The organism is Prosthecobacter vanneervenii (genome assembly GCF_014203095.1).
Classification (GTDB): domain Bacteria; phylum Verrucomicrobiota; class Verrucomicrobiia; order Verrucomicrobiales; family Verrucomicrobiaceae; genus Prosthecobacter; species Prosthecobacter vanneervenii.
In genome coordinates this window covers 227,803-241,339 of the sequence record NZ_JACHIG010000001.1, presented here as the reverse complement: position 1 = coordinate 241,339, position 13,537 = coordinate 227,803, and the positions used below count along the sequence as shown (strand labels likewise).

Annotated in this window: 3 protein-coding genes; all 3 read left to right on the top strand. The window is 62.2% G+C overall.

Going from position 1 to position 13,537, the window contains the following annotated elements:
• Positions 1-281: 281 nt before the first annotated feature.
• The 3 genes from HNQ65_RS00840 to HNQ65_RS00830 all read left to right on the top strand — a co-directional run bounded on the left by HNQ65_RS00840 (position 282) and on the right by HNQ65_RS00830 (position 13,404).
• Entirely contained in the window at positions 282-1,151 is an 870-nt protein-coding gene (locus tag HNQ65_RS00840) for a helix-turn-helix domain-containing protein (RefSeq protein ID WP_184337423.1), read from the top strand.
• Positions 1,152-1,288: 137 nt separating this feature from the next.
• Positions 1,289-2,203, top strand: a complete 915-nt coding sequence (locus HNQ65_RS00835; protein ID WP_184337421.1) for an HAD-IIA family hydrolase — start codon at positions 1,289-1,291, stop codon at positions 2,201-2,203.
• Positions 2,204-2,361: 158 nt separating this feature from the next.
• A complete protein-coding gene (locus HNQ65_RS00830; RefSeq protein ID WP_184337419.1) occupies positions 2,362-13,404 on the top strand; it encodes a beta strand repeat-containing protein in 11,043 nt (3,680 codons plus the stop codon).
• The last annotated feature ends 133 nt before the right edge of the window (positions 13,405-13,537 follow it).

Sequence of the window (13,537 nt, the reverse complement as noted above, 5' to 3'; positions counted from 1 at the left end):
CACCGATGAACACTCATCCGTGCGGAGCATAGGCCTAGTGCACAAATATGGCACGCATGCTGCAACGTGTTTGGAGCGTCTGAACTCCCTCAAAAAACGCAGCCCCCTGCCCTGTTGAATCAATATTTAACCCCTAAATCATCGTGCAACCTAACGCCTCGCCCTGGAATTCCCCCCCAGGCTGAGCACGGCAGACGTATCTCCACTCGCAGCGAAATTCACGCGCCAGCATCTCACTCTGGCGGGCACGACGCCCCGGGCGTCTTCAGCTCCCGCCGCCAATGAAACCCATCGTCGAAAAGCTCTCTCCGTTATCAACCGCAGAGCCTGTGGTATGTGAATTGGTACGCGGCCCCGATTTTGGCTGCGTGTGGCACTACCACCCTGAGTGTGAGATCACGCTGGTGATCAAGGGCGGCACCGAAAGACTCGTGGGCAACAACATCTCCGCCATCGAGCCGGGAGACCTGGTGCTGCTGGGCAGCAATGTGCCGCACGACTACCGTAATCAAAGCGATGCAGGATTGGCAGCGCAGGAGGTGGAGGCCATCGTGGTGCAGTTCATGCCGCAGCTCCCAGGTCACGAAGACTGGATGAACCGCTCCACCATGATCCCGGTGAGGCGCCTCTTTCAGCGCGCCGAGCAAGGGTTGGTGATAACGGGCATCACCCGGCTGACCGCCACACGCATGATGCACGAGATGCTGGAAGTGCATGGCATGAAGCGCGTGATCCTGCTGCTGCAACTCATCGACCTGCTGTCAAATTCCGAGGAGGTTCATGAGATCTCATCCGCCGTGATGCCTCAACCTCGGCCCGGAGCCTCGGACCGAGTGAGCATGGCCTGCGAATACATCGCCACGCATCTGCCGGAGCCCATTTATGTGGCGGATCTGGCCGCCATCGTGGGCCTGGGAAAGAGCGCTTTCAGCCGCCTCTTTAAAAAAGGCACCGGCCGCACCGTGCCTCAGTATGTGAACGAGCTGCGCATTGCGCGCGCCTGCCTGCTGCTGGCAGAAACGGACCTGACAGTAAGCCAGATCGCCATGGACTGCGGCTTTGTCTCTCCCGCACATTTTCAGCGTCAGTTCAAAGAGCATCAGCACTGCGTCCCGCTGGCCTACCGCAGCCGCGTGGTGCAGCAGCCCTGAGAGACTGCACAAAGAGCGTCTGATTTGCACGATTTGGGGTCTGCATCATCAAGGCACTGGTCCCGGAGATGCTTAGCCAATGAAGTGTCACGGCCCGGTATGGCCCATGTTTCAAACTCATTTTTCCTTCTGAATTTATGCAACAAACCAAAGGACTCCTGATCGACATGGACGGTGTGATCTACCGTGAAAATCATCTGCTGCCCAAGGCGGCGGAATTCATTCATCATCTCATCGAGACATCGACCCCGTTCGTCTTCGTCACCAACAACTCCGCCCCCACTCCCGAGGACTTGGTGGTGAAGCTCAATCATCTCGGTATCAACGGAATCTCCGCACGCCATTTTTACACCGCTGCGATGAACACCGCCGACTTCCTGGCGCAGAACCATCCATGCTGCACCGCTTTTGTGATGGGAGACGCCGGACTCACCCTGGCGCTGCAAAAAGCGGGCATACCCAATGACTCCATCCGCCCCACCTATGTGGTCGTGGGAGAGGGTGGCATGCAGTCCACGGAGAAGCTGTCCAAGGCGCATGAACTGATCGAAAAAGGTGCGCGCCTCGTGGCCACCAATCCTGACAACTGGTGCCCGGTGAAGCAGGAGGCCACACGCCCTGGCGCAGGTGCCCTTGCCTCGTTTCTGGAAGCCAGCACCGGACAGCGCGCCTACTTCCTCGGCAAGCCCAACCCCTACATGTTTCAGCGCGCACGCCGGCTGCTGCAGCGCCACACCGACGAGGTCATGATGGTAGGAGATACCATGGAGACAGACATCCGTGGCGCCATCGAAGTCGGCATGCAGGCATGCCTTGTGCTTACAGGTTCCACACGCCTCGAAGATCTCAGCAACTACGTCTATCAGCCCACCTGCGTCCTCGAGGGCGTGGACGAGCTGCTGGAGGAGCTGCGTGGTCAGGGCACAAGCAGCAGCCGCCTGCAGTTCCTCTCTCACCACAATGCCAGCGCGCAGACCAGGCACGGCGCCAAGCACCCAAACCAGCGCACCGAGATCGCCTACCCGCGCCCGCGTCCGGCAATGACAAAGTAGCGCGGCATGATGCACGCGGCGCATGATCTGGCACACCGTGCCAGCCTGTCATCCTGAATGCACGATAAGGGCCTGATTTGCGCAATTAAGGGACTATGAGATCGGAGGACTGGTCCCGCATGTGCTTTGCATGGGGGCGCTTCACAAAGCCCCCCTCTATGCGCACCTTCTCCTTCGTTGGTCATTCATCCCGCATTCAATGGTTGTCAGCCCTGCTGGTTTTGCTGTTCGCATGCAATGCAGCAGCGCAGACCGCCCTCACATGGGACGCAAACACCGGCACCACCGGCCCGCAAAACACCGATGGCACCACGGCCACGCTGATCTGGAACACCTCCAATCTGAACTGGTGGAATGGCACCAGTAATGTGGCCTGGGTAAACTCCGCCTCCGCCATCGCACAATTTGGCACCAGCGTGCCGACACCGGCAAATGCCAACCCAGTCAGCATCGCCTCGGACATCCAGCTCGCGGAGCTGCGCTTTCTCGCCGTCACCACTGGCTCCATCGCTGCGGGGCAGCAATACACGCTCAACGGAGATGTAGCTGGACGTATCATCGACTTTGGCACCAACGGGCTGATCCAGATGGAAGACCGCTCCTCCGGCGGATCACAGTTTGTCACACTGGGGTCCAATCTGCGGCTGCAGGGCACCAACCTGCGCATCCAAAAGTATGGCAGCGGCACCGTCATGCAGTTTATCACATTGGGCATGTCGCAGAATCCGAACCTCACGGGCACATTTACCGTAGGCGGCAGCATCTACGCCAATATCACCGTACCAAACACACTGCAGAATGTGAGCCGAATCATCGTGGAGTACGGTGGCTCCTTGGTCACCAACACCGCAGGCTCCACCTGGTTTCAGCCTTTCAGCCTGGCGGGCTATGGCAGCGGCCTGCTGAACAACGGCACCGCCTACGGAGCCATCCGCATGATCGCCAGCAACATTACCTACAGCGGCGGATTCACGCTCACGGCAGATGCCGGGGTAAACACTTCCAGCAGCGGCTCTAACTCGACCGGCATCGTCATCAATGCCCCGATTACTGAAAGCGGCGGCAGCTTTTCCTTCAGCCGCTTTGCCTTCAATGGCAACGGGACGCTCTCCATGGCGGCCGCAAACACTTACAGCGGTGCCACGGTGTTGGGGCGGGCTGTCAGCGGCACCACCGGCAGCGTGACCATCCTGGACTTCACCGCCGCCACCTCTCCTCAGAATGACATCCTCTACAATGGGGTGACCACACCGGGGGCGCTCAGCTTCATCGGCGGTGGCGCAGTAACCACTCTTAGACTCGCAGGCAAAGACGGACAGACCAACAGCCAGCGGTTTGGAAATGTCACCGTCGGCGGCACCTTCAGCACGCTGGAACTGCTGCCCGGCGTGGGCGGAAATGTAAATGTGTCTCTCGGCACGATCACGCAAACCTCCACGGCGGGCGCGCTATCGGTGTACAACCCGCTGGCCTCCAACAGCCTCTCCACCACGTCCGCACCGGGCTTCTTTGGCCCCTGGCTCACCTACACTGGCGAGATGGGCCGCCGCAGCTGGGCGCAGGCCACAAGCACAGGCCTGCTCAGCAGCGGCTACAGCGGCAGCGCGGCCTATACCACGGGCGGCAGCCTTAGCACCACGCCCTTTAGCATCACCTCGAATGCCACGATCGACAACACCTCCACTGGTGCTGTGGCATTGGCTGCGGGTGTCACCTACCTCAACACGCTTTCCATGTATGACCTGCAATCGGACCGCCAGATCAGCCTGGGCACGGGGCAGACGCTGCGCTTTAGCACTTCGGGCGGTATTCAGATCATCAACGGAGCACTGAATCTGACGGTGGGTATCAGCGGCCAGACCAGCACGCTCTCCGCAGGTGGATCGGTGAACAACACTGCGGCCCCTCTGTTTCTCAGCAATGAATCCGACACCTCCGTGCTCACGATCAACTCCGCCATCGCCAACAACGGCAGCGGTGCTGTGACGCTGGTGGTGAATGGAGCGCCGGGCTCACGCACCGTGCTGACGGGAACGAATACCTACACAGGCGGCACGCAGATCTACAGCGGCATCCTGGAGATCCGCAGTGCGGGGGCTCTGGGCACGAGCGGCACGGTGGCCATCATCGAGTCAGGCGGAGGCACGCTGGGACTTTCCGGCGGCGTCACGCTCAATCGCGCCGTGGCTGGCACTGGTGGATTTGGGGATGGCGGCAACGGAGCCATTCGCAGCCTGAGCGGAACAAACACCATTTCCGCTCTCATCACGCAGACCGGGGCCAGCTACATCAGTGCCGATGCCGGAGCCACGCTGAACATCTCCGCCACCACGTCCTCTACCAATGCCATCGACGGGACGTTTCCTCTCACGCTGGGCGGAGCGGGAACCATTACCATAGGTGGGCGCATCGCCATCAGCACAGGCACTCTGACAAAAGTGGGCACCGGTCTTCTGACCCTCAATGGAGACAGCTCTTTCACAGGCGGCACCACCATCAGCGGCGGCACTCTGATGCTGGGAAATGCCAACGCACTCGGCGCGGCCACCACCTCCACCACCATCCCGATCATCACCATCAGCACAGGAGGCACGCTGGATCTCAACGGGCAGTCGATCGCCAACCGCAACTACACGCTTTCCGGAGCGGGTGCCTTGAACGTCGGGTCCCTGATCAATAGCAGCGCTTCGGCAGCCACCATTACGGGCACCACCACGACCGGGCTCGTGAGCCTCACAGCCGCCTCCACGGCAGGCGGCTCCGGCAACATCACCCTCAACAACACCACCGGCATTACCGGCAACTTTCTGCTGACCAAGATCGGCAGCGGCACGCTGACGATCATCGACACCACCACCACGAGCGCACGCACTGGAGTGAATGAGATCGATGCTGGCACATTGCGGGTGCAGTCCGCGCTGGCCATCGCCCCCATCGGCACCGGTGCCTATGTGCTGAATGGCGGCACGCTCAGCCTGGGCTTTGATGTGACCAACACCATGACCAATGTGGTGAACGTGCTCGCCAGCTCCGGCATCACGGCAGATCGTGCCAGCGCTGGTGCTGGCGGCATCGTGGAGACACTGGGCGCGCTCACCATCGGCGGCAGCACCTTGACCGTGACCACCGGCGCCAATGTGACCAGCAGCACCATCGGCCTGACGCTGGGCACGACAACCATCGGCGGCCCTTCGCTTGCACCGGGAAACCCCACCTTTGATGTGCAGAGCTCCGCCAATGCTGCAATGACGCTGACACTCGGTGGCCTGAGTGATCAAGCCATCGGCCCACGCACCATCACCTTCCAAAACAGCGGCTCCGCAGCCAGCAGCGTCATCCTGGGCACGGCGGCCGCCAGCCTGGTGGATGGCACGGCGATCACGCTTGGCAGCACGGGTGGTGCATTGACGCTGAATCTGAACGTCGCCTCCGTTTTGGGCACCCTGGCGCAAGTCACCGTCGGCAGCGGCAACACGCTGAATCTAGGAGCAGCGCAGACCATCGGCTCGCTGTCCGGCAGTGGAAACATCACCGGCGCTTTTGTGCTTACCGTGGGAAATGCCGCCACCGCAAGCGTGTATAACACCACCTACTCCGGCGTACTGGGCTTTGGAGGATCGGGCACCGGTCTGACCAAGGCAGGGCTGGGCACGCTCACGCTCAGTGGCGTCAATGCCTACACCGGAGCGACCGCCGTTAATCTCGGCACACTCAAACTGGCCAGCGCCACCGCATTGGGAGCAACCTCCGGCGTGACAATCAGCACCGCGGGCACGCTGGACCTGAACGGACAAAATACCGACCGCAATTTCACCATCGGCAGCACGGGCCTCAACAGCAACGGCGCCCTCATCAACAGCAGCAGCACAACTTCCACCATTACAGGCACGACGGCCATCTCCAGTGGCTCCAACATTGGCGGCACCGGCAACATCACCTTCAATAATGCCACCGGTCTCACCGGCAACTTCCAGCTCACCAAGTTTGGCAGCGGCACGCTCAGAATCATCGACACCACCACCACGAGCGCACGCACCGGAGCCAATCAAATCAATGGAGGCACGCTGCGTGTGGAGTCCGCATCGGCCACTGCGCTTAACCCCGTTGGCACGGGAGGCTGGATCTTCTTTGGCGGCGCCCTCAGCCTCGGTTTTGATACGGCCAACAGCACTATCAGCGGAACAGCCACAGTACACAACAGCATCAGCCTCATCACCGACGTGGCCACGCTGAACAACACTGCGGTGACGCACACGCTGGGAAATTTCGTCATCAACAACAACAGCACTCTCACCGTGCAGACCGGCTCCAACGTTGCCTCCGGTGGAACTCAGGGGCTGACAATGGGAACGGTAACGCTGAATGGCAATGCCACCTTTGACGTGCAGAACTCAGCTTCTGCCACTACAAGGCTGACGTTGGGAGCATGGACGGACCTCGCCATCGCGCCACGCACGCTCACCTTTACCAACACCGGCACGGCCGCGACCAACAGCCTCGTGACTCTAGGAAACTCTGCCACCAGTCTGGTGGATGGCACGGTGATCAATCTCAACAGCGGCACGAATGCTGGTGTGACCGTGACTGTGAGCGCCGTCACAGGACTGGGCCCGCTCTCCCAGGTGAGTGTGAACGGCAGCAGCGTGCTGACGGCGGGAGTCACCGGCATCGTGCTCGGCTCCCTGAGTGGAAACGGAACGGTGAACGCCAACGGTGCCTACACGCTCACCATTGGAAGCACCAGCACGAGCAGCTCTTTGAGCACCACCTTCAGCGGTGTGCTCAGCAACGGCACCGGCACACTCACGCTGGTGAAATCCGGCAACGGTACGCTGACACTGAGCGGCAGCGCCTCCAACACCCTCACGGGCTCCACCTCCGTAAATTCCGGCACTCTCGTGCTGGCCAAGACCGGTGGTGCCACGGCAGTCACCACCATCATGAGCATCGGTGTTGCGGCTGCCTCCACGGCTGGCAATGCCACCGTGCGCCTGGGAGCGGACAATCAGATGGCCTACACCACGTCGGGCCAGGACGACTTCCTCACCATCAATGCAGGCGGCACGCTGGACACCAATGGATACCGGCTGACGCTGAACTCCTTCGCCGGCTTTGGTGCCACCATCACAGGCAGCGGCACCGTGGCTGTGAACCGCACGGGGGGCACGATCACCTTTGGCGGCATCAGCAGCATCAGCAGCACGCTGCAGATCACCACCTCCACCGGCAGCGGCTCGGCCTTGCGCACGATGCAGGTCACCAATGTGGTGGACCAGCTTACCATCAGCGGCTCGATCACCCAGGCCGCGGGAGTCGCGGGCTCTTTTAACAAGACAACTTCCGGCACCTTGATCTTTAGCGGGGACAACAGCTACTCCGGCCTGACGACCGTCACTGCTGGCATCCTCAACATACGCAGCGCCACGGCGCTGGGCACCACGGCGGCAGGCACGGTGGTCAACTCCGGGGGCACGCTGCAGATCCAGGGCGGAATCACCACTACGGCAGAAGGTCTGACGCTGGCGGGGAGCACGGGCTTTGCCGGCGTGACTGGCATTAACATCCAGACCGGCGCGCTGGTGAACGTGAGCGGCGTCAACAACTACACCGGCCTCGTGGGCCTCTCCACAGGCGCGGCCACCATCTCATCCGACAGCGGCACGCTGAACCTGACCAACACCGGCACCATCTCCGGCGCGGGCCTGGGGCTCACGCTCGCAGGCGCGGGAGATGGCAGCATCTCCAGCATCATCGGCATCACCACTGGCGTGCTGACCAAGAACGGCACCGGCACCTGGACCCTCAAAGGAGTAAACACCAGCACCGGCGGCATCGCCATCAATGCGGGCACGCTGAAGCTCGGCGACGGCATCTCCGGAAGCTGGAACAATGCCCTGGGCCTGACTTACACAGGCAGCGGCACATTTGCCTACGGTGGTATAGCTCTGGGAGGCGGAACACAGGGTCTCGGCGCACTCACACTCACCAGCGGCGGAGGCACACTGAGAGTGGATGCGCCCTCATCGGGCACCAATGCCCTCACCTTCGCCTCCCTGGCATCCCCGGCATATGGCACCGGATTAAACATCCTCTCTCCTGCCAGCACCAGCGTCACCATCACCGGCAGCAGCAACACCAACGGCATCCTGGACCCGCGCATCATTTACAACGGGGCCGACTTTGCCGCATCCACCTCCGGCCTTATCGGTGCGGCGGCCACCACCACGGCAACCAGCAGCCTCACAGCAGGAAATACCACGCCTTACCTCATCAGCAGCTCCTTTGCACAAACCACCTCCGCCATCATCAATGCGGGTCTGAAATTTGCCAGCAGCTACACTTTGACCATCAGCAACGGCGTGCTGCTCACGATCAACAACGGCACCAACACCGCAGGCGGCATCCTCGTCAGCGGCGGCGCGTCGGATGTGATCGCCGACGGCGGCGGTGCCAGCGGCCTGAGCACCGGCGGCAGCGGCGATCTCGTGATCTACACAGCCACAGCAGCCGACAGTCTGACTCTCCAGGTGCCGGTGACCAGCAGCACCACGGGCGGCGTGACAAAGAATGGCGCAGGCTCACTGACCCTCTCCGTGGCCAGCACCTACACTGGAGCCACCAGCATCAATGCAGGCACCTTGATCCTCGGCAATGCCCTGTCCCTGAGCACCTCAGCCGCCACCGTGCAGGTGGGCGGTGTGCTGGACCTCAACGGCCAGCTGGCCGCCAATGCCGTGACACTGAACGGCACCGGCATCAGCAGCAGCGGCGCGCTGATCAACAACAGCGGCACCGCAGCCACCATCGGCGCGCTCACCATTGGTCTGGGGAATGGCACAGGCGGCATCGGGGCCAGCATCGGCGGCAGCGGCAGCATCACCTCCACGGGAGTGCTCACGGGGGACAATCTTCTCGTCAAGACTGGCACAGGCACCGTGACCTTTGGCAACAACGCCGGCACTGCGCTGGCCAGCACGCGTGTGGGAGCAACGCGCATCGACTCAGGCACCCTGCGCATCAGCAATTCCACCTCCGCGCTCGGCACCACCGCTGCGGCCGTCATTCTCAATGGCGGCGCTCTCAGCCTCGGCAGCACGGCTTCTGTCGTGGCCTATCCCGTCTATGTCACCGCCAGCTCCGCCATCGTGTCGGATGTCTTCACCGCAGGCGCGGGCCTCACGCACACGCTGGGGGCGCTCACCATCGGCACACAGACGCTGACCATCACCGCCGGTGGCAATGTCACCACCGCCAGCACCAATGCGGGCGTGACCTTCGGAGCCACTTCCCTGCTGGGAAATCCCACCTTTGATGTGCAGAGCCCCTCTACCGCCACCAGCGGCACGACCACGCTCACCCTCGGAGCCTTGAGCGACCTCGGCGTGGCCAGAACGCTGACCTTCACCAATTCCGGCAGTTCCTCCACCAACAGCATCGTCACTCTCGGCACAGCGATGGTCAGCCTCATCGACGGCACGCTGGTGAATCTCAACGCAGGCAGCAGCGCGGGAGTGACGCTGAATCTGAACGTCGCCGCCGCGCTGGGCACGCTGGCCCAGGTGAACATCGGCACGAACAGCATCCTCAATCTCGGTGCGGCGCAGACCATCGCTTCCCTCTCAGGCAGCGGAAGAGTCACAGGAGCTTTTGTGCTCACGGTAGGAAATGCCAATAGTGGCACGGCCTTCAGCACCACCTACTCCGGCGTTCTCGGCTTTGGCAGCGTGGGCACAGGCTTGAACAAAAACGGCATTGGCACACTCACCCTGAGCGGCGCGAACGCTTACACAGGATCGACCACGGTGACGCTCGGCATCTTGCAGCTAGGGAGCAGCAGCGCACTGGGCGCGACAAGTGGCGTGACCATCAGCGCAGGCGGCACGCTGGATCTCAATGGGCAGAGCACAGGACGAAATTTCACCTCGGTGAATGGTGCGGGCTTCAACAATGGCGGTGCCATCATCAACAGCAGCTCCACCACGGGCACCATCACCGGCAGCATGGTGCTGGGCGCAGCCGCCAGCATGGGCGGCACAGGCAATATCACGATCAACAACACCACCGGCCTCACGGGCAATTTCCAGCTCACCAAGATCGGCACGGGCACGCTGACCTTCATCGACACCACCACCACGAGCGCCCGCACCGGAGCCAATCAGATCAACGACGGCACACTGCGCCTGCAGTCCGCTGCACTCACCGCAGTGAGCCCGCTGGGCACCACCGGCGCGTGGACGCTCAATGGAGGCACGCTCAGCCTGGGCTTTGACACAGCCAACAACCTGATGACGGGCACCATCACCCTCAATGCCAATGCCACCATCGTCACCGACGTGGCCACGCTGAACAACGCCGCCGTGACCCAGACAATGGGCAGCATGGTGGTGAACAACAACAGCACGCTCACCGTGCAGACCGGCGGCAATGTGGCAGCCGGTGGCACGCAGGGACTGACACTCGGAGGGGTGACGCTGAACGGCAATGTGACTTTTGACGTGCAGAACTCCGCCACAGCCACCACGCGCCTGACACTGGGGGCGATCAGCGATGTGGCCATCGCCCCGCGCACCCTCACCTTTACCAACACCGGCAGCGCCACCACCAATAGCCTCGTGACGCTGGCCTCCACCACCGGCAGCCTAGTGGATGGCACGGTGGTGAATCTGAACAGCGGCACCAATGCGGGTGTGACGCTAAACGTCATCACCGCCGCCACAGCACTCGGCTCCCTGGCGCAGCTCAATGTCAATGGCAGCAGCATCTTCACCGCAGGCATCTCCAGCATCGTGCTCGGCTCCCTCTCAGGCAATGGCACGGTGAATGCCAGCACCGCCGCCACGCTGACCATCGGCAGCGTGAGCAGCAGCACGGTGCTCAGCACCGAATTCACCGGCACGCTGGGCAATGGCACTGGAACTCTGGCGCTGACCAAAAACGGCCTGGGCACTCTGACCCTCAGCGGGGCGAACTCCTACTCAGGAGCCACCATCGTGAGCCTGGGTGTTTTGAAACTCAACAACGCCACCGCGCTGGGAGCCACCACAGGTGTGACCATCAGCGCAGGCGGCACGATGGATCTCAATGGCCAGAGCACCGACCGCAACTTCACCTCGATCAGCGGTTATGGACAAAACGGTGCTGGAGCCATCACCAACAGCAGCGCCACCACCGCCACGATCACCGGGACCACCGTGCTGGGTGCCGTTGCAAAAATCGGCGGCACAGGAAACATCACCGTCAGCAACACCGGAGGCCTCACGGGCAATGCGCTTCTGACCAAGTTTGGCACAGGCACGCTCACCTTCATCAGCACTGCAGCCAGCGCACGCAGCGGTGCCAATCAAATCGACGCCGGCACTTTGCGACTTCAGGCTGCCACCGCCATTGCCACTATCGGCACTGGGGCCATGGCTCTGAACGGCGGCACGCTCAGCCTGGGCTACGATGCCGGGGGAACCGTCGGCGGTGTGGTGAACGTGCTGACCAGCTCCACCATCATCGCAGACCGCGCCAGTGCAGGTGCGGGAGGCTATGCTCTGACCCTGGGCGCGCTGACCATCGGCAGCAGCACCCTGACTATACAGGCTGGCGGCAATGTGACCAGCGGCACGATCGGCCTGACGCTCGGTGCCGTAAGCATCGGCGGCTCCTCCATGCAAGGCGGCAATCCGGTCTTTGACGTGCAGGGCTCCGCCAGCGCCACAGCCATGCTAGCATTGGGGGCCATCACGGATCAGTCCATCACGGCACGCACGCTCACCTTCCAAAACAGCGGCACCGGAGCCAGCACCGTCACGCTCACCGCTGCGGCCACCAGCCTGGTGGACGGCACCATCGTCAATCTGGCCAGCACCGGCAGTGCGGTTACGGTGAACTTAAACGCCGCAGGAGCGCTTGGCAGCTTTGCACAGGTGAGCGTTAGCAGCGGCAACACACTGTCCCTCGGTGCGGCACAGACGATTGCCTCTCTCAATGGTGCAGGCACGGTGACTGCCTCGGTCGATTCCATCCTCACGATTGGCAATCTGGCCAGCCCTACGGTGAGCAACTCCACCTTCAACGGCGTGCTCTCCGGCAGCGTGTCCATCTCCAAGACCGGCTCCGGCAGCCTGACCATCGGCGGCTCTTCCTCCAATACCTACTCCGGATCCTCCGGCACGGTCATCACCAGCGGTGCCGTCATCCTGGCCAAAACGGGCGGCGCAGTCGCCATCCCGACCAATCTCACCCTCGGCTCTGTCAATGGAAACAACGGCACGGCATCGCTTCAGACCAATGGCAGCAATCAGATCGCCAGCACGGCTGCGGTGACCATCAATGCCGGGTCTTCCATGAATCTGAACGGCTACAATCAGGCCGTCGGCAATCTGAACGGCACGCCCGGCAGCACCATCGTCAACAACGCCGCCAGCACCACCGCCACGCTCACCATCGGCTCGAATGATGCCACGGGCGGCCAGTTCCTGGGAACGATTGCCGACAACTCCGGCAGCGGTGGCACGATGGCCCTGACAAAGACCGGCGCAGGCAGCAGCCTTCTCGGCGGGTGGAATTCCTACAGCGGAGCCACCCTTGTGCAGGGCGGCTCGCTGCAGGTGGGCGGCTCTGGCGCAGGCAGCACCGGCACGGGGGCCGTCACTGTGCAGAACGGCGCGACTCTGCTCGGCACCGGGACCGTGCAGGGCTCCAGCTTTACCGCACTCAGCGGCTCCACCGTGCAGGCGGGCGATGCAGCTGCCGCCAGCAGCTTTGGCACACTGACCTTCAAGCCCTCCTCGGGCTCAGGTGTCATCGACTTCCAGGCGGGTAGCACGATCGTCCTCAATCTCAATCCCGGCGGCACCTCCGATCTGCTCAACATCATCGGCACTGGCAGCAGCACCCTCCTCTTTAATGGCAACATCACCATCACCGCTCCTGGTTTCACCCCCACAGTCGCTGCGGTGTTTAATCTCATCGACTGGTCCGGCCTCGCCTCCGCTCCCACCTTTGACAGCCGCTTCACCTACCTCGGCCTGCTTACAGGGAATGGAGATGAAGCCAGCGGCTTTGACCTGCCGGACATCTCCAGCTCCGGCCTCGCCTGGGACATCAGCGGCTTCATCACCAACGGCACCATCGCCATCGTGCCGGAGCCCTCGCGCTGGATGCTGCTCGGCATGAGCCTGGCCCTGAGCCTGCTCCGCCGCCGGAGAAGGTAGCATGACACCTCTGTCACGCCCGCAGGGACAGCCGAGGAACGAGTGCGCATTTAGGGTCTCCTTTGCGCAAAAAAGGGTCGGCATGCCCGGATGCATGGTCTCCCACATGCTTAGTCATGAGGGGCCAAATCCA

Bases quoted from the DNA above. Each gene is read 5' to 3' on its own strand.
- HNQ65_RS00840 (WP_184337423.1), top strand. From the start codon at position 282: ATGAAACCCATCGTCGAAAAGCTCTCTCCGTTATCAACCGCAGAGCCT.
- HNQ65_RS00835 (WP_184337421.1), top strand. From the start codon at position 1,289: ATGCAACAAACCAAAGGACTCCTGATCGACATGGACGGTGTGATCTAC.
- HNQ65_RS00830 (WP_184337419.1), top strand. From the start codon at position 2,362: ATGCGCACCTTCTCCTTCGTTGGTCATTCATCCCGCATTCAATGGTTG.